This window comes from Pseudomonas sp. 01L34 (assembly GCF_056400265.1).
This window is the reverse complement of the sequence record NZ_JBFTSX010000001.1, coordinates 49,655-67,401: the sequence shown is the minus strand read 5'-3', so window position 1 is coordinate 67,401 and position 17,747 is coordinate 49,655. Positions and strand designations below refer to the sequence as shown.

Here is a 17,747-nt window from a genome sequence, read left to right as displayed (position 1 = left end):
TTCAAATATCTAATATCGTTATAACTTGCCGTATTGCTGCTAAGCGAAAATCCTCACAGCGCCCGTAGTTACCGCACTAGCACTAAAATATCGCCAAAAATACATAAACAAATGTAATGTTTATGTTTGCAGCCCTGATATAAAAACAGCCCGGAAATGGCCATGCCGACCTCACCTACCCTCGATCTCGAATTGCTGCGCACCTTCATTGCCGTGGTCGATCACCACAGTTTTGCCGAGGCCGGCGCGCAACTGGCCCGCACACAATCGTCGGTCACCCAGCACATGCAACGCCTGGAACAACAAGTGGGGGTGAATCTGTTCGAGAAGCGCGGGCGTCAGAAGCAACTGACTGAAGCCGGTTTGCAGTTGTTGCGTCATGCGCGGCAGATGCTCTCGCTCAACGACGATGCGTTGAATTCCCTGCGCGAAAGCAACTTGAGCGGTGTGCTGCGGATCGGCTCGCCCCATGACATCGCCGACACCATCCTGCCGCCGATCCTCAGCCATATCGCCCGCTCGGCCCCGCGCTTGCGCCTGGAGATCGATGTCGGCCGCAGCCCGTTTCTGATGGATGACCTGCACCGGGGCAAGGTCGACATGGTGATCTCTACCCGCGAAGACCCGACGCTCGAAGGCTTCGCCTTGCGCACCTCACCGGTGTGGTGGATCTGCTCGGCACAGTACATTCATACGCCCGAAGAACCCTTGCCGCTGATTCTGGTGGATGAACCGAGTATCTATCGTCGCTACGCCCTGGAGGCGCTGGAGCGCGCCAACATTCCATGGCGCCAGGCGTACCTGGCGTCGAACCTGATCGGCATCAAGGCCGCAACGCGCGCCGGGCTGGGCGTCACGCCCAGAAGCATGGAAATGCTTGGCCCGGACATGCGCGTGCTCGGCGAAAACGATGGCCTGCCACGGCTGCCGGACGTGACCTACCACTTGTGGATTCGGCCCAACACCGTGAACCCGCTGGTGCGTCGGGCCTATGAGTTGATCAGGAACAGTCGAGGGCTTTGACGCGGCCATTAAAGAACTAAATAGCATTAATAAATACAAATTCAGTATTTATCGTTATAAAAATATCCGCGTACTCTCAGCTCATCCCGTCATTCATCACCACAGTGAAGTGCCCCATGAATCCGACTGACAACCTCATCGACTTCGCCAGCTACCGCAAACGCAAACAGGCTCAGCAACGGGCACGGGCCATGTGGGAAATGTACGCACGCAACGCCGCTCTACAGGCCTTTCAGTGGATCCAGGCCGCCCAGTCGACCGAGACCCGTCACGCATGAACGCGCAGCAACCCTCGCGCTTTCTGGTGAGCGCAGGCGAACCCGTGACGGACTTGAATAACCTCGAACAACTGGAAGAAGACCCGATCTGCGAGCGGGTCGCGCAGAACCTGCAGCGGCTGCGGGGCAAGCGTCATCTGTCCCTCGACGCTCTGGCCCGGCAATGCGGCGTGAGTCGGGCCATGCTGGCGCAGATCGAATCCGGACGCAGCGTGCCGTCGATCAAAGTGCTGTGCAAAATTGCCAAGGGCTTGAAGGTTTCGGTGGCGGCGTTTCTCGAGCACCGGGCTTTCGAAGGTGTGGCCGTGCTGTCAGCGAACCAGAGCAAACGCCTGGTCAGCGCCAGTGGCGCCTTCGTCAGCCGCGCGCTGTTTCCGTTCGACGTGGCACGCCAATCGGAATTCTACGAACTGCGTTTGAGCCCGTTGGGCGAAGACCACTCCGAGGGCCATGGCCCCGGTGTGCAGGAGAACCTGGTGGTGTCACAGGGTGTACTGGAAATCAGCGTCAACGATGAGCGTTACCTGCTGTCCACCGGCGACTCGATCCTGTTCTACGCCGACCAGCCCCACCGCTATCGCAACCCCGCCGACAGTGAGGCCGTGGCTTATCTGGTGGTGACCTACCCGGAGCGCCTGGACTAACCCCCAGAAGCCATGAACCTGTTGGAACGAGCCTGTGTGGCGAGGGGGCTTGCCCCCGTTGGGTCGCGAAGCGGCCCCAAAACTTGCAATCGCGGTGCATCAGGTACACCGCATGCAATGGTTTACGACTGCTGCGCAGCCGAACGGGGGCAAGCCCCCTCGCCACACAAACTCGCTCACACAGTAGCTTTATCAGCGCCACACGAAAAAGCCCCCGCAACCGTCAGGTCGCGGGGGCTTTTAAATGTCTGCTGCCAGGGATCAGCAGGTGCAGCACATCATTGGCATGCCGTTGCAGCTCATCATCATCGGCATGCTGCAATCGTTCATCATTTTCATCATCAGGGCGCAGCAGCTTTTCATCATGTCCATGTTCATGCCGGCCATCGGCATGATTTTGCACATCATGCCGTCGGCCATCATGGTGCATTCCATCATGCACTTCATCGATGGCATCGGCATGCCCATCGTAGGCATTGCCATCATCATGTTCATCATCGGCATGGCCATGCCTGCCTGAGACATGCACATCATGCTCATGTTGCCGCAATGCATCATCATCGGCATGCCGCAGTTCATCATCATCTGCATCATTTCAGCGCTGTTCTTGAACATCGCCATGTCCATGCCAGCAGCCGGCATCATTTTGCACATCATGCCGTCATCCATCATTTCGCAGCTCATGGTCGCCATCATCATCGGCATGCCCATCATAGGCATCATCGGCATGTTGGCGTTCATCATCGGCATTGGCATCTGCATGGCGTTCATCATGGTGTAACTCCCTAAGCGATTCGATAGTTGGACGAAGCTGATGGGGGCGGATTCTAAGGACTGGCGAAGGGACGACAAGATGATGGCCGAGCAGCAGAAATTGATGTTGAAACCGCTTTAGTGCCGTGGCGGGGACGCCGCTGTCTGCTATAGCGCCCCTATGGAATTCATCGCAGACAGAATCAAAGCGAAGACGTGGTTTTGTCGGTTATGGATATTCGACCCAGCGCTATATAAAGAACCGAAAGAAATAATCGATCTAAACAGCGCAGAGTTTTTTACCTGCAAAGGGAGCTAGCAAGGCTTGTGCATTCGCAACCAGGCCTGCTGGCGCTGTTGCGGTCAGGAGCATGCAGCAGCACACCGACCTGACCCGCGAGTTGTTCTTTGAGAGCAACAACGTCAAACGCTTCAAAACCCTTGTTTCGATGAGCACCGTGAAGCTGGGTTTGAATATCCCGTTGGGCGTTGAATAGCCTACGGTGCAGTGGAAGCGTCAGCGACCAAGACTATCCGCCAATCTCCTGGCCTGCTGAGTCGCGACCTCACGCGCGCAGAGGTCAACGTCTTCCCCCAGGATGGTCTTCTCTACAGTCACCGAGTGCACATCCGTCACGCCGATAAATTTCAGCCAGGCTTCCACGTAGGGCTTCTGGAAGTCGAAGCGCTCTGCCGGGGTGATCGACTGCGCCGAAAAATCCAGGCCGCGGGCATACATCACCACAGCGGTTTTGTTGTGCAGCATGCCTTCCAGACCGCGCTCCGGGTCGAAGCTGAACAGGATGTCTTTCTGCGACACCAGGTCGATGAAGTGCTTGAGTTTGTACGGGATGCTGAAATTCCACAGTGGCACGGACATCACCAGCACATCCGCGCTGTGCAGATGCGCGGCCAGCGCTTTCAAGGTGTTCCAGGCGTCGTCTTGCGCCGGGGTCAAGGACGTGCCGTTGAGTCCGGCGTATTTGGCCTCCATGACCAGATCATTGAATTCCGGCAACGCCATGTTCCAAAGGTCAAGGGTGATGATTTCGGTGTCCGGGGTGTTTTCCTGATAGCGCGCAATGAAGCTGCGGGCGACTTCAAGGGAGGCCGAGCGCTGTTTGCGCGGGGAACATTCGATATGTAGAAGAGTAGTCATGGCACGCCTCGGGTAATGGGAGATGGGGGGCGGCAAACATTGCAACATAGTTTTATTTGGAATATAAATCGTAAATAAATAAGCCATTAATCACATATCAAACTATGTTCGATGCTCTGCTACTCAAGACTTTTGTCACAGTCGTCGATGAAGAAGGCTTCAGCCGTGCAGCCGAGAAGCTGCACCTGACCCAGTCCGCGGTCAGTGGGCACGTGCGACGACTGGAAGAACAGATTGGTAAACCCCTGTTGAGGCGTACCACCCGTTCCCAGCGACTGACGCCCGATGGCGAACGCCTGGTGGCTTATGCACGCACCATCCTTGCGCTGAACCGTGATGCCTGGGCTGAACTGACGCGCACGCCGTTTCACGGGCGACTGCGGATCGGGGTATCCGAAGATTTTGTCGAGTCGCGATTAATGCGCACTTTTCAGGATTTCGCGGCGCAGTACCCGGGGATGGAGATCGACGTGCAGGTGGGCATTCCGGGCACATTGCTGGCCTTGATGAAGCAAGGGCATCTGGAACTGGTCATCGGCTCTCTGTGCGAAACCAGCGACACGGGGCTGCTGCTATGGCAAGAACCGCTGGTGTGGGCCTGGTCGGCGCAGCCCGTCACCGAGTTACCGACGCCGTTGCCGCTGGCCCTGTTCCCCGAGCCGTGCCCTTATCGCGAGGTGGCCCTGACACAACTGGCTCGGGCGGGGATCGCCCAACGAACGGCGATGTTGTGCAGCAGCACGGCCGGATTGCGAGCCGCGGCGCTTGCTGGCTTCGCGGTAGCGCCCATGCCAGTCAGCCAGTTGGGGCAAGGACTGGCGGTTCTTGGTGCGGAACAAGGATTGCCGGATTTGCCCGATGCGCAGTTTCGGTTGTTCAGCGCTCCTGAAGCGGATCAGGCGATTGTGGCAGCGGTCACTCAACTCATTGTGGAGTATTGCTCTGCGCGCAGGACTTAAGAATCATACCTTGTTGACCCCGTTACTCACTGCTCAGGGAGAGCGCCATGTCTGTAGAAATCCAGCTTTCGGAAAATGCGACCGAAGCAGAGCGACTAGGCATTTTGACCCCATTGCTGGCCCATAACCTGGCCAACGGTGGCGACGACGCCTATGAAACTTTTGCTCTGTTGCTACGAGACGCTGACAGTAACGAAGTTATTGGTGGGCTGTACGGCAAGATCTCTTATCGATGGCTGCTCATCGATCTTGTCAGCGTTCCCGAGTCAATGCGCGGTCAGGGTATCGGAGAACGGCTAATGCGCATGGCTGAAGAAGTCGCGCAGAAAAAACACTGCATTGGTATCTGGTTGGAGACCTTCAGCTTTCAGGCTCCCGGTTTTTATCGAAAACTGGGTTACTCCGAATTCGGACGCTTGGCAGACTATCCACCAGGACATACCCGGCTCTATTACCAGAAGTTGTTGTGCTGACCGCGTTTTCGATCCAGGGCCGTTAGTTGTGCTTTACAGCGGACGGCTATCGGCCAACAGCGAACCTTAACGATGGTGAATCAGTCCTCACCTTCATGCGCTCATTTGCCAACCCGGTGCCGTGCAGCTACTGTCAGCGTTATGAATCAGCCACGAATTGCCTTGACCACGACTACCACGACCGCCAGAGGCGGGTCGTGAGAGGTGTCGTGAGCCAATAACACACGAACTTCAAAGGCCCGCCAGTGATGGATAGGGCCTTTTCTTTTGCCCTTGTGTCGCTGGCCCAAACGCAAGGAAAAGCACTATGTATGCACTCTTGATTCTCGATATGCAGGTTGGGTTGTTTCATGGTCCGGAAAAACCATGGGCTGGCGAAGCGCTGCTAGACACGTTGAATAACCTGTTGAGTAAAGCCCGGCGTGCAGGTGCGCCGATTTTTCTCGCACGCCATATTGGTCCACCTGGTTCGCCTATCGAGTCCGGAAGTCCGTTGACGCAACTGGTGCAGGAACTGGAGCTACAGGGTGACGAAGTGATCTTCGAGAAAAGCCGACCCAACGCCTTCACCAAGACAGCTCTGGCCGATCAGCTACGAGCTTGTGGCGCTCAGGGCGTGGTCATTACCGGAATGAAGACCCAATACTGTGTCGATAGCACCTGCCGCGCTGCACGGGATTTTGGATTCGATGCAGTGCTGATCGCCGATGGCCACACCTGCAACAGCACCCCTGCGCTGAAGGCTGAAGAGATTGTTGCTCATCACAATGCGACTCTGGCGGGACCATTCTGTCGCGTCGTATATGCTGAGGACTGGTGTTTCTAACCGCCATCGACAGACCGGTCCGAGTCAGGACCGATCTGCCCACTTTGGGCCGACAGCAGCCGTCGCCGAGTGGCAACGGTCGTAGCCCGCCCCTATCGCCCCCGGCTGCGCCCTCTTCACGCTCACACCTGATCCATAGCCTCGACCACTCCCTGATCCTCACCCAGAAACCCGCCGCTTTGATGCTGCCACAGCCGCGCATAAATCCCGTTCTTCCCGAGCAATTCGGTGTGGGTGCCCTGCTCGATGATGCGTCCGTTGTCCATGACGATGAGCCGGTCCATGGCCGCAATGGTGGACAGTCGATGGGCGATGGCGATCACCGTCTTGCCCTGCATCATTTCATCGAGGCTTTCCTGTATGGCCACTTCGACTTCCGAGTCCAGCGCGCTGGTGGCCTCGTCAAGAAGCAGGATCGGGGCATTCTTGAGCATCACCCGGGCAATCGCGACGCGTTGGCGCTGGCCGCCCGACAGCTTGATGCCGCGCTCACCCACAAGGGTGTCGTAACCGGTATGGCCTTGCCGGTCGCTCAGTTGGCTGATGAACTCGTCGGCCTGGGCATTGGCCGCGGCGCTGCGGATTTGCGCGTCGGTCGCATCGGGGCGGCCGTAGGCGATGTTGTCACGAATGGAACGGTGCAGCAGGGAGGTATCCTGCGTGACCATACCGATGGCGCCGCGCAGGCTGTCTTGCGTCACTTTTGCGATGTTCTGGCCGTCGATGCGAATCTCCCCGCTGTCGACGTCATAAAAGCGCAGCAGCAAGTTGATAAGCGTGGATTTGCCGGCGCCAGAGCGGCCAACCAGACCGATCTTTTCGCCCGGACGGATGTGCAGGCTCAGGCCATCGAGCACCTGACGTTCGCCATTGTAGTTGAAGCTCACCTTATCGAAGGTGACCGCGCCGCCGGAGGTCACGAGCACGCCCGCGTCCGGCGCATCCTGCACCTTTGGGCCCCGGGTAAAGGTTGCCATGCCATCCTGCACAGTGCCGATGCTCTCGAACAGCGAGGTCATTTGCCACATGATCCAGTGCGACATGCCATTAATACGCAACGCCATGGCGGTGATTGCCGCCACGGCTCCTGCGCCGACCTCACCCTGGTGCCATAGCCACAGGGCATACCCCCCTGCTGCCATGATCAACGCCACCACCAATGCCTGGTTGACGATCTCGAACTGGCTTACCAGGCGCATCTGGCGAAAGCCGGTTTGTTTGAAATCCTCCATCGCTGCACGCGCGAAATGCGCTTCACGATTGGAGTGGGAGAACAGCTTCACCGTCGTGATGTTCGTGTAGGCGTCTGAGATACGCCCGGTCATCATCGACCGCGCATTGGCCTGTTCCTGCCCGACTTTCCCCAGGCGGGGCACGAAGTACCACATGGCCAGCCCGAACAACACGACCCAGGCAATGAAAGGCAGCATCAGTTTCAGGGCGAAGCCGCCGGCCAGTGCGATGATCGCGATGAAATATACCCCGATCCCGGGCGCGATCTCGATAAGGGTGAATAGCATGTCGCGCACCGCTAGCGCCGTCTGCATCACCTTGGTCGTGACCCGGCCGGAAAACTCATCGGAAAAAAACGAAAGGCTTTGCCGCAGCATCAAGCGATGGAAGTCCCAGCGCAGCCGCAACGGCAAGTTAATCGCCAATATCTGATGCTGCACCATGGTGCGCAACGCCACCAGCCCGACACTGGCCACCATGATGATGCCCATGCCCCACAACACGCGACTTTCCTGCGCAGCCGCTTCACCGCCTGCCTGCCAGGTCGAGAGCAGGTCCACGACCTGCCCGAGGAAGGAAAACAGCCAGGCTTCGTAAATCGACACACCGGCACTGAGCAGCGCAAACACCAGAATGTAACCGCGGGCACCCCGCGTACAGGCCCACAGGAAGCGAGCCAGGCCGTCGGGTGGCGGTGGTACCTCGTCAGGAGGAAAAGGGTCGAGCCTTCGTTCAAACGCACGAAGCATGGTGTTCTCCAAAACGATCAAGTTGAGGAGATTCTGCCATTGAACGGTTGCTTTGAGGGGGTTGCGAAGTTAGAGGTATGGCGCTTAGGCAGGTCGCTCTGAGGATTGGGCTGCCGGGGGCGGCCTCTTATACGCTGCCAGAGATCCGCTCGGCAGGGATAAATTTGTCGGTATCGAAGGGGGCTGGCCAAGAACGGACGTTCATCCAAGGACCGCTTTCGGCTGTGAATTCAACCGGTCAAAAACAGACATCCCGTTACAACCCCTCTTGGGCAGCAGCTGCCTCTGCATGGGCATCGAGGCAGCTATCCATACTTACGACCTAAGCTTGGAGCAGGTTGTAGATCTTGACGTCCGGATCGACGTCAGCCTCGTAGTCCACCCCTTCGATCCCGAAACCGAAGAGACGCAGGAACTCCGCCTTGTAACCGACAAAATCAGTAAGTTCATAAAGGTTGTCATTGCTGACCTGATCCCATAGTTGCTTGACCCGGTCCTGGACTTCGGGAGCCAGCTCCTTGTAGTCCGCGCGCAGGCGACCCTCTTGATCCATAACTGGAGAATGGCCGTACAAGCTGTCTTTGTAGAGCGCGTAGACCTGCTCGACGCATCCCTCGTGTGTGCCCTGCTCCTTCATGACTTTGAACAACAATGACAGATACAGCGGCATGATCGGGATAGCTGAACTTGCCTGGGTAACCACCGCTTTCAATACCGAGACCCGCGCGTCACCTCCCAGAACAGCCAACCGTTCACGGATACCAAGGACTTTCTGATCCAGGTCCTTCTTGGCCGCACCAATGGAGCCGTTCCAGTAGATGTCATGAGTCAGCTTTTCGCCCAGATAAGTGAACGCGGTCGTTTTCACCCCATCAGCCAGAACACCCGCTTCGTGCAAGGCATCGATCCACATCTGCCAATCTTCGCCGCCCATCACGGCCACCGTGCCATCGATTTCGCTTTGGATCGCGGGTTGTAGCGTGGTGTCCTTGACCACTTCCTTATCAGTATCCAGGCCCCGCAAGGTCACGGCCTTGTCGAGCGGCTTAAGGGTAGAACTGAATACTTCACCCGTCTTGGGGTGTGTCCGGCGCGGTGCGGCAAGACTGTAAACAACCAGGTCGACCTTCCCGAAGTCGCGCTTGATAACGTCGATAGTCTTCTGTTTGATCTCATCGGAAAAAGCATCGCCGTTGATGCTCTTGGCGTAGAGGCCGTCGGACTCGGCAAACGTGTGAAAGGCCGCTGTGTTGTACCAGCCGGCGGTGCCGAGCTTGCCCTCATCGCCTTCACGTTCGAAAAACACACCGAGAGTGCTGGCGCCACAACCAAAAGCTGCCGTTATCCGCGCAGCAAGTCCGTATCCGGTCGATGCACCAATCACCAGTACGTTCTTTGGCCCCCCGGTGATCAATCCTTTCGTAGTAACGTAATCGATCTGATTCTTGACGTTGGCTTCGCAGCCAGTGGGGTGGGTAGTCACACAGACAAAGCCGCGAACGCGCGGTTTAATGATCATAAAAGATCTCCCTCTTCCAGGATGAGAGCCAACCTTGGCTACGAAGTTATAGACGCCTGGATAGCTGGAACGTCACGATGAAAGATCTGCAGCGATTGGTGCCTCGCCAAGCAATGCTTGAACAAATCCTTCCTACTGGTCATATAGCATTGGCAACCTAGAGCCTGGCAAGAGACTGCGACGGTCTAGCCTCGACCGTTGCAGTGGGTGGTCAGAGGTCCATCTGTTCCGCCATTTCCAGGGTGTCATCGACCTCGATCCCCAAGTATCTAACGGTACATTCAAGCTTCGTACGGCCAAGCAGGAGTTGCACTGCTCTCAGGTTCTTCGTCCTGCGATAGATTAGCGATACCTTGATTCTCCGTAGCGTGTGGGTACCGTACATGGTTGGAATGTCCTGCATCGGCAGCCTCTCTACGAAAGTCGTTAGGTTCAGCGGTTGTTACGGAGTGCCCATTGGCTCGCGCAAATGGACGGAATCCGTGTGTCAGTCCGCACTTGGCCGTTTTTGACTATCTATCGCCACCGGCAGCTTTGGGTCGTTTTCTGCCTGTCGTGACAGGCGGGGTCTGGCTGCTGATTAAAGCGCCCTGCCCAGGCATGCTCGACCTACACCAGCACGGTCAACCAGGCCGACACCAGCAGCAAAAAAGCCAGTGCATGGTTCACGCGTTTGAACGCCTGTGGCGAACCAAAAAACCGAGCACTACCCACGCCGAGCAACGCCCACAGAGTCATGCACGGCAAAGAGACCAACAGGAACACCAGCGACAACAACACCAACCGCATGGTCTTGTCGCCGCCACCGGCAAACACGCTCACCACCGCCACCGCCATCATCCAGACTTTGGGGTTGAGCAATTGCAGGGTGGCGGCACCGAACACGCTCAGGCCCTCATCGCGCGGGGTAGTCGGGTTCAGGGACGGCGGCGCGCTTTGAAAGATCTGCCAGGCCAGCCAACTCAACCAGAACACCCCGATCCAGGCCATCGCCTGCTGCACTCGCGGAAACCGCAGCAGCGTCTCGCCCACGCCGAGCCCGACGGCAAACACAATCAGCGCCGCCGCCACGCATGCGCCAAAAATGATCGGCAGCGTAGCGCCCAGCCCCCACCGCGAACTGTGGCTCAGCACCAGAATATTGGTCGGCCCCGGGGTGATCGAGGCAACGAACGCAAACAGCAGGAAAGGCAACAACGATTCCATGGCTCAGACTCCCTGAGGACACATCGAAGGCGCAGAAAGGAACAGCGAAAAAGACATGGCATGGACTCCTTGATCAGATAGGAGGCCATGGTCGCGGGTCAGCGGGATTCAGTCTGGAAGGTTTGAGCAGCGCTTGCGGTAGTCCGCTGGCGTGAGCTGGTAGGCACGGCGGAACCAGCGCCCCATATGGCTTTGATCGGAGAACCCGAGAGCACTGGCCACCTGCGCCGGCGACTCGCCCCGCGCCAGTAGCTGCCGCGCCTTGGCCAGGCGCAGCTGGATCAGATAAGCATGAGGCGCCAGCCCAAAGGCTGCCTTGAAGGCCCGCGTCAAGCGAAAGCGATCAACACCACAGGCTTGAGCCAGATCATCCAACCCGATGTCCTCGTAGACATGGGCATGCAGATAGTCACGCGCAACCTGGGCCACCAACGGCAGACGCGGATCAAAGGCCTGCCGCTTGCGCCAATCAAGGTGGCAAGTGAGCGACCCCAACAAGGTATCGATGGCGCTCTGGCGCACGATGCGCAAGTCACCCTCATGGAGCACGTGGAAGGCTTGATAAATGGCAGTGGCCAGGCCCGGATCCTGGCTCAGGGTGTCGGCAAAGCCCGGCTGACTATCGGCTGGCGCGTGCTCGAACAACGCATGCAACTCCCGTTCAAGCCAGTGCGGATCGAGGTAGAGCATGGAATAGGTAAACCCTTCCTCGGTCGGCGCATGCCCATCGTGGATTTCCCCCGGCTCCAGCATGAATACCTTGCCCGGCGTACTAAGATGGCGAACGCGTCGGCAATTGAACTGCTGCACCCCCTGTTCGGTGACCCCCACCAGAAAACTGTCATGCCAGTGCGGATCGTAGGCATGCCCCTGAAAATGGGCACGAATCGATTCAATCCCGGTATCGGCATCCTGGGACAGCTCAATCCAGTTGCGTTTATCCACGGAAGGCTCCAGAGGTATGGTTCAGCTTTGAACTGTGCGGGCGACTAAATTACCGCGCTTTTGAAAAGAACGTTTAGAAGATTTGTGCGGTTTGATGCTGAGCCATAGCTGCCTATGCTGAAAGGCAGAAAACGGGTCGATCTCCGTCAGTCGTGATAGGCAGAAAGCGACCAGAAACAGCCTTTCGCGGATAGAAATCGACCAGCAGCTGACCGCGTTTATAGGTAGAGATCGGTCACTTGCTCATCACGAGGGCGATCGCGAGCACAACTACGGAGGCTCATTGAAGGGATCGCCCTTAAACCAAGGGTGTATCAAGGCCAAATCAAATGAAGCCTCAATGATCACCTCTGCCCACCCTCTTAGGGTTGATAAATCCTCAACACCTCGGCAGTAGTTAACGCCTGAAAGCATGCCCCTTGGCTATCGAAACAATCAACAGCGCTGGTAGTAACAATGCCAGCGCTACCCAGGGAATAGCACCTGCCCCCCATGTTTCCAGGAAAATGCCGCCGATCACACCACTGCCTGCAAACGCCAGATTGAAGACGGTCACCAACATTGATTGCGCAATATCAGCGCCGTCACTGGCAACATCAGCCAAGGAGGTTTGCAATAAGGTTGGCGCACCACCGAAGCTCATCCCCCACAGGACGATGCCGATATAGATCGCACTGACGGGCAGGTCACCCAGGCCCAGGGCAAACGAAACCAGGATGAATGCTGTCAGGCTGAGCAGTACCAGACTCCGAAGCCTGTCATCAATCAGCGTGCCGATCATCCATAGACCGAACAAGGCCGCAATACCGAATGAAAGGAGGCCCCGATCTATCTGATCGGCCAATCCAACAGAAGCCAGGAACGCAGCAATATAGGTATAGAGGGTGTAGTGAGCCAGGATCCAGAGCATGACCACCGCCAGCACGGGCCGCACGCCTGGGGTTTGCAGGACCCTGCGTAGCGGCAAGCGTCGATCGGAGCGTTGTCCGGGATAATCAGGCACTTTCAGATATATCCAGGCCATCAGCAAAAGGCTGAGTCCTGAGAGAGTCCCGAACACACAACGCCATCCCAGCAGCTTGCCGAGCCAGGCACCTAGCGGTACGCCTAGGGCAAGTGCCAAAGGGATGCCGAGCATGGCCAGCGCCATTGCGCGACCGTGCTGCTGTGGGGCGACCAATCGTCTGGCATAGCCGGCCAGCAGGCTCCAGGCCAGACCGGTTGCGATACCCACCACGAAGCGGGCAGCCAGCGTCAATGAAAACCAGGGCGACAGGGCGGTCACCGCATTACAGGCGCAAAACACCCCGACAGCCAGTAATAGCACCAAGCGCCGACGCCAGCCCTGCAACGCGAGAGTCAATGGAATAGCCGCTAACCCTGAGCCCAGCGCACATAGGGTCACCATCTGACCAGCCCACGCTTGCGACACACCAAATGCCTCGGCGATTTGCGGCAAAAGTCCTGCTGGCACCGTTTCGTTGGCGGTGGCGATAAAGCTCCCCATTGTCAGCGCCAACAGGGCCGCCAATGGGAGACGCCCAGTAGTGAGGTATTCGGTATTGCCCGATGTCGTGAAAGAGCCATTTTCAAATTGCGATTTGCTGGTCATGACCTGTGCTCAGAGGAATGGGAGACGTGAGTGTGATGAATTGCTACGGATTTGATAATTGGTCTACCATTTGATGAACCATCAAATTTGAATTGAATATGGCTACTGACCGATTGGGCGACATGCGTTTGTTTGTCGAAGCGGCAGCACTCGGCAGCTTGTCTGCCGCAGGGCGCAAACTGGCGCTGTCGCCGGCCGCGGCCAGCGCGCGACTTATCAAGCTTGAGGCGGCGCTGCGCACCAAGTTGTTTGATCGCACAACGCGTCAGTTGCGCCTCACGGAAGAAGGTCGGTTTTATTTGCAGCAATGCTGGGTCGCATTGCGGGCTATCGATGAGGCGGAAGCTGGACTTCAAGCCAGTCAAACAGAGGTGCGTGGCAAGGTCCGGATATCCGCATCCGCCGATTTTGGCCGCAATCTTTTAAATGACTGGCTTGAGACATTCAGTACATTGCACCCGGAACTGTACGTCGCACTGACGTTGTCGGACTCGGTGTCAAATCTGGTGCAGGACGATGTCGATCTGGCAATCCGGTTTGGACAGCCGCATGACAGCTCGATGATCGCCAGGCAGTTGGCTCCCAACTGGCGAGTACTGTGCGCTTCGCCTGATTATCTGGCGCGATACGGTGAACCCCAAACCCCTACTGACTTGCCTAGCCACAAGTTCATCGTGCTGGTGACGTCTGCAGGTCCATTGAACACCTTTCACTTTGTGGTGGATGGTCAGGAATGGAACCACACCGTTCCCATGAGCCAGGCATGGGAAACCAACGACGGCGCCCTCGCGCGCGCATGGGCGTTGGCTGGACATGGCATCGCACGCAAGACCATTTGGGATGCGGCAGCCGATATCCGTGCTGGACGACTGAAGGTCCTGTTACCTGACTTTTGTGTCCGAGAGGCCGGCGTCTACGCGGTATTACACGGCAATCGTTACCGGATTCCCCGCGTGCGTGTATTGCTGGATTTCCTTACCGACCATTTTGATCGCGCAACCGATGAGCTGTTGTTCGACCTTAAAGTACCTAATGCCTGATGTTAGGAGGTTGTAAGCCACGCCATACCGGATAAGAGTTGCCGTCAAGTGCGCAATGAGGTTGCCTAGGTCGGGGGCAGACAATTTCCAGTAAGTTGAATGGCCCTCTGGTCTCGTAGACACATCTGACTGGCTGCTGGAGTGTCCGCTATGGGTCCAGGCTGTGTAAAAACGCAGGCCTCGTTTTGAAGTCTGTGTCGCTACGTAAAATCTGACCGTGATTGGCAGATCAGTTCAGTGGTCCTGAAATTTGCGTAGGAACGCGGTTTTCGTTCCGATTCGAACCTTCAAACCTGCTCTAAAACGTTTTTACACAGCCTGGGTCGAAAGCGGTCCCTCACCAGCGGCTGCTTTCGACCCGATCCCTGAAGCGATTACTGACCAAGCCTGATCCTTACATGCGAAATGCTGTCTCTGGCATCGTGTTGGATGGCAAGGGCTTCGCCCGTGTTCGCGGTGGTGCGGCACTCCGGTAAGCCCGCTCCCACAGGAGTCGCGAATACTTTCGGTAACCCTTCGATCGGCTAGCTTGCGGCTTGGCTACAGGCAGCTTCGGGTCGATTGCTACCATCAACGACTGACGACCTCTGACCCAGTGCTTATGCGCCATGCGTAGGACTAGCCCACTGCCCGATAAAGTCGCCAACTCTCCGCTCAATGTCACTCTCAACTGTCCGCAGCCGCAGAATAGGAATGCCACTTCTAGCCAAAATCTCATTTTTCATGGCGTCCCGAGCTGCCTGCACGGGTCGGTCATGGTACCCGCCATCAACCTCGATCACCCCTATCGGTTTTTTACCCACTTTGAAATAGATCACGAAATCGCAACTGGCGCGCCTCATGAACGCCCGCTGGGGCTCCGTCCAGTCGAGGCTACCCGGCGATGCAAGCTTATCCAGCTGGATCTGTGTGTGGTACTTCAATGCCTGGCACGCCGGGGCTGACAGCGCTTCACGCAGCAACTGTGCCACGATCTGCTCGGACTTGTAGCGTGAATCCTCGGGCCGCAGGCGGGCGTCCAAGCGTGCCAGAGACTGGTCGTACTCGCGGTACAGCAAGTCGAATGCCGACACCACCGGCGCGCGTACGATCTGATCGTCCTGCGCGTAATAGCTGATGTAGCGAATCAGCGCGGCGATGTGGCCATTGTTGTCAGTGAACACCTCGTCGCCAGTCACCAGGGTGAAGCGATGTTTGGCCCGCGAAACTGCCACGTTGATCATGCGTGGGTCGTCGACGAAATCCAGGCGTGTTCGCGCCTGGTTGTAGCGCTTCTTGTCCAGCACGGTGGAGAAGACGATCTCGTCGCATTCGCGCCCCTGAAACTTGTGCACGGTGTCCTTGACGAAATCCGTCGGCAAGTGCGTGTCGGAAAGGTTGACTTGCGCCCGGAACGGGGCGATGTAACCGCGGCCTTCGCCGTCCATACCGACGGGCGGCCCCTCGTCCCCAAGCACCTTCAGCAGGGAGTCCAATTCCCGAAGGTTGGTGTTCTTCCTGGCGTGGTTGCCCTTGGCTGTCACCACCAGGCGCAGGGGGGCTTCGCCCTTGTCCTCGGTCATCGGCACCAGTGCGTTGTCGTAGAACTGCTGGTTGCAGAACTGGATGATCCTGGGGTGGCAGCGGTAATGTTCTTTCAGCAGGGTTCTGGGCAGCGTGTCCTGAAACACGGCAATGCACGAATCCAGCAGGCTGTAGTGCTCGCAATCGTAGACTTCGGCGGGCGCTTGAAGCCCCAGTGCCACAGGGATATGCGGCAACTGGCGGTTGTCTCCAACGACGATCAGGTTCTTTGCGCAGCCCAGTGGCAGGATGCCCGGCACGATGTCCTGCAAAGAGGCTTCGTCGATGATCACGTAGTCGAGGACCGCTCCCGGCGCGATCGAATTGACGATGGAGTGCGTGCCGCTGCCCAGGATAGGGAAGCGCTGCAAGAAGACATCGAAATGCCTGCGGTAAGTTTTGACATCAAAGCTGTCCGACGGCGGTACCTGAAGTTGCAGATGCTGCTTGAGATGGTGCATCGATGCTGTTGTCAGTTCTTTCAGCAGGGCCGTGAAATTCGCGCGTGCCAACGATTCACGGCACGCCCGCAGCTCCGCTTCCTTGTCCCGTAGCGACTTGTCGTAGTAATGCATCTGCAGTGCATGGAAAACGGCCATGCGCGCCTCGCCCTCGGTGAATGGCTTGGTGCGAAAGATTCTGAATTTGAACAGAAGCTCGATACGGTCTTTGAGATGAATGCGCTGCTCGCCGAGGTACGCCAGGTAGGCCATGAGGTCCGCAGTCTTGCGCGGTGTCAGGCCGTACTTGTCGAGCGAGACTGTGGCCTGTACATCGCTTTCTGCCTGCCACTGCTGCAGGTAGCGCCGCTCGATGACCAGCTCGTCCAGCTCGATTTGCAGTTGTGCCGCCCTGTTGTGGTCTTGCAGGTGCTGCTTCAAGCGGATCAGCAAGGCCTGGGTTTCATCTAGGGATGGTGCCGGCTCGGGCGCGCTTGATGGCCAAGCAGGCAGATCGGCAAAGAAGGCCTCACGTTTGTCCTGGTTGCCCAGCTTGGCGACCAAGTAGCCCAGGCCGTATTTCTCCAGCTTTTCGTAGACGTTTTCCACGGCAGCATTGTTGTTGGACAGCACCGCTACCGTCTGCCCACGTAACAGAATATTGGCGAGGATGTTGAGGATCGTCTGGGTCTTGCCGGTCCCTGGCGGGCCTTCGATCACGCTGATTTGCGCGCTGAACGCCCGCTCGACCGCCTGAAGCTGACTCTCGTTAAGCCCGAACGGATAGATGAGCCCCTGACCCGGCGCCAGCGTGCCGTTGCGCCCCGTACAATAGGCTTGCAGGGCAGTGCCAGCGATGGCGGGCAGTTTTCCGAGCTGGCGCACCACATTGTCGGCAATTTCACGATCAGTTTTCAACTCAGCGTGATCCTGTCGGGCATTCGCCACGAGAGTGAAATAGCGGAAGACCGGTGTTTCCTTCATCGATGTCGGGGCGGTAAAGCCGATACCGTCCATCTTGTAGACATAGGGCTTTTCGGCGCCCGGGTAGTGCACGACGGCATATCGCTCGCCGTAAATCGTAGCTTTGGCAATGGGCGTGACGATCGTGCTGCCGGGCTTGTGCAGCAATACATTGGTCAACTCGCGGGTGGGCGAAACTTGGCAGTTACTGAGCGCACGGGTGTATTTTTTCTTGGAGGGGAAGTGACAGGTCAGTTCCAGGGCTTCGTACTTGTCGCTCCAGCGAATCGCCCAGTCGCTGATCTTTGCGGTCTTGTCCTCACCATCCACCTGAATCGAAACCATATTCCTTATCCCTATGC

Annotated in this window: 15 protein-coding genes and 2 pseudogenes; 8 read left to right on the top strand and 9 right to left on the bottom strand. The window is 57.4% G+C overall.

Going from position 1 to position 17,747, the window contains the following annotated elements; translation table 11 throughout:
• The first annotated feature begins 162 nt into the window (after positions 1-162).
• The 3 genes from AC1DQM_RS00350 (at position 163) to AC1DQM_RS00340 (ending at position 1,945) form a co-directional block, all read left to right on the top strand.
• On the top strand, positions 163-1,023 hold the full coding sequence (locus AC1DQM_RS00350) for a LysR substrate-binding domain-containing protein (RefSeq protein ID WP_477745628.1): 861 nt from the start codon (positions 163-165) through the stop codon (positions 1,021-1,023).
• Between the two features lie 116 nt (positions 1,024-1,139).
• Complete coding sequence (locus tag AC1DQM_RS00345) at positions 1,140-1,301, top strand: hypothetical protein (RefSeq protein ID WP_018929777.1); 162 nt, start codon at positions 1,140-1,142, stop codon at positions 1,299-1,301.
• Positions 1,298-1,945 carry a helix-turn-helix domain-containing protein gene (locus tag AC1DQM_RS00340; protein ID WP_258668832.1) on the top strand — a complete coding sequence of 216 codons (648 nt, stop codon included), beginning with the start codon at positions 1,298-1,300 and terminating at the stop codon, positions 1,943-1,945. Before AC1DQM_RS00345 ends, AC1DQM_RS00340 begins: the two co-directional genes overlap by 4 nt.
• A gap of 261 nt (positions 1,946-2,206) precedes the next feature.
• On the opposite strand, the gene AC1DQM_RS00335 is transcribed toward AC1DQM_RS00340, so the two are convergent.
• Positions 2,207-2,719 (bottom strand): hypothetical protein, encoded by a 513-nt coding sequence (locus AC1DQM_RS00335; RefSeq protein ID WP_081626563.1) that lies wholly within the window; start codon positions 2,717-2,719, stop codon positions 2,207-2,209.
• A gap of 335 nt (positions 2,720-3,054) precedes the next feature.
• Between AC1DQM_RS00335 and AC1DQM_RS00330 the strand changes: the two are divergent.
• A pseudogene (locus AC1DQM_RS00330) lies at positions 3,055-3,195 on the top strand (AsnC family transcriptional regulator); the annotation flags it as partial.
• 20 nt (positions 3,196-3,215) lie between these two features.
• Here AC1DQM_RS00330 and AC1DQM_RS00325 read toward each other — a convergent pair.
• Positions 3,216-3,857 carry an FMN-dependent NADH-azoreductase gene (locus AC1DQM_RS00325; RefSeq protein WP_477745627.1) on the bottom strand — a complete coding sequence of 214 codons (642 nt, stop codon included), beginning with the start codon at positions 3,855-3,857 and terminating at the stop codon, positions 3,216-3,218.
• A gap of 104 nt (positions 3,858-3,961) precedes the next feature.
• Here AC1DQM_RS00325 and AC1DQM_RS00320 point away from each other — a divergent pair, with 104 nt between their 5' ends.
• The 3 genes from AC1DQM_RS00320 to AC1DQM_RS00310 all read left to right on the top strand — a co-directional run bounded on the left by AC1DQM_RS00320 (position 3,962) and on the right by AC1DQM_RS00310 (position 6,115).
• On the top strand, positions 3,962-4,816 hold the full coding sequence (locus AC1DQM_RS00320) for a LysR substrate-binding domain-containing protein (protein WP_477745626.1): 855 nt from the start codon (positions 3,962-3,964) through the stop codon (positions 4,814-4,816).
• Between the two features lie 47 nt (positions 4,817-4,863).
• Positions 4,864-5,289: a GNAT family N-acetyltransferase gene (locus AC1DQM_RS00315; RefSeq protein ID WP_018929784.1), complete on the top strand. Its 426-nt coding sequence runs from the start codon at positions 4,864-4,866 to the stop codon at positions 5,287-5,289.
• Positions 5,290-5,596: 307 nt separating this feature from the next.
• Entirely contained in the window at positions 5,597-6,115 is a 519-nt protein-coding gene (locus AC1DQM_RS00310; protein WP_105345673.1) for a cysteine hydrolase family protein, read from the top strand.
• 122 nt (positions 6,116-6,237) lie between these two features.
• Here the strand turns inward: AC1DQM_RS00310 and AC1DQM_RS00305 are convergent, their stop codons facing one another.
• From AC1DQM_RS00305 to AC1DQM_RS00280, 6 genes and pseudogenes are all read right to left on the bottom strand, one after another.
• Positions 6,238-8,097, bottom strand: a complete 1,860-nt coding sequence (locus AC1DQM_RS00305; protein WP_258614476.1) for an ABC transporter ATP-binding protein — start codon at positions 8,095-8,097, stop codon at positions 6,238-6,240.
• A gap of 322 nt (positions 8,098-8,419) precedes the next feature.
• Positions 8,420-9,616 carry an enoyl-ACP reductase FabV gene (gene fabV, locus AC1DQM_RS00300; protein WP_477745625.1) on the bottom strand — a complete coding sequence of 399 codons (1,197 nt, stop codon included), beginning with the start codon at positions 9,614-9,616 and terminating at the stop codon, positions 8,420-8,422.
• A gap of 211 nt (positions 9,617-9,827) precedes the next feature.
• Positions 9,828-10,007, bottom strand: a pseudogene (locus AC1DQM_RS00295) (integrase); the annotation flags it as partial.
• A 218-nt stretch (positions 10,008-10,225) separates the two neighbouring features.
• Positions 10,226-10,822: a LysE family translocator gene (locus tag AC1DQM_RS00290; protein ID WP_019579479.1), complete on the bottom strand. Its 597-nt coding sequence runs from the start codon at positions 10,820-10,822 to the stop codon at positions 10,226-10,228.
• Positions 10,823-10,930: 108 nt separating this feature from the next.
• Positions 10,931-11,767: an AraC family transcriptional regulator gene (locus tag AC1DQM_RS00285; protein ID WP_019579480.1), complete on the bottom strand. Its 837-nt coding sequence runs from the start codon at positions 11,765-11,767 to the stop codon at positions 10,931-10,933.
• A 397-nt stretch (positions 11,768-12,164) separates the two neighbouring features.
• On the bottom strand, positions 12,165-13,379 hold the full coding sequence (locus tag AC1DQM_RS00280; protein WP_477744683.1) for an MFS transporter: 1,215 nt from the start codon (positions 13,377-13,379) through the stop codon (positions 12,165-12,167).
• 98 nt (positions 13,380-13,477) lie between these two features.
• Between AC1DQM_RS00280 and AC1DQM_RS00275 the strand changes: the two genes are divergently transcribed.
• Positions 13,478-14,419, top strand: a complete 942-nt coding sequence (locus AC1DQM_RS00275; protein WP_064618400.1) for a LysR family transcriptional regulator — start codon at positions 13,478-13,480, stop codon at positions 14,417-14,419.
• 599 nt (positions 14,420-15,018) lie between these two features.
• On the opposite strand, the gene AC1DQM_RS00270 is transcribed toward AC1DQM_RS00275, so the two are convergent.
• Positions 15,019-17,730 (bottom strand): AAA domain-containing protein, encoded by a 2,712-nt coding sequence (locus tag AC1DQM_RS00270; protein WP_477745624.1) that lies wholly within the window; start codon positions 17,728-17,730, stop codon positions 15,019-15,021.
• Positions 17,731-17,747: the final 17 nt, after the last annotated feature.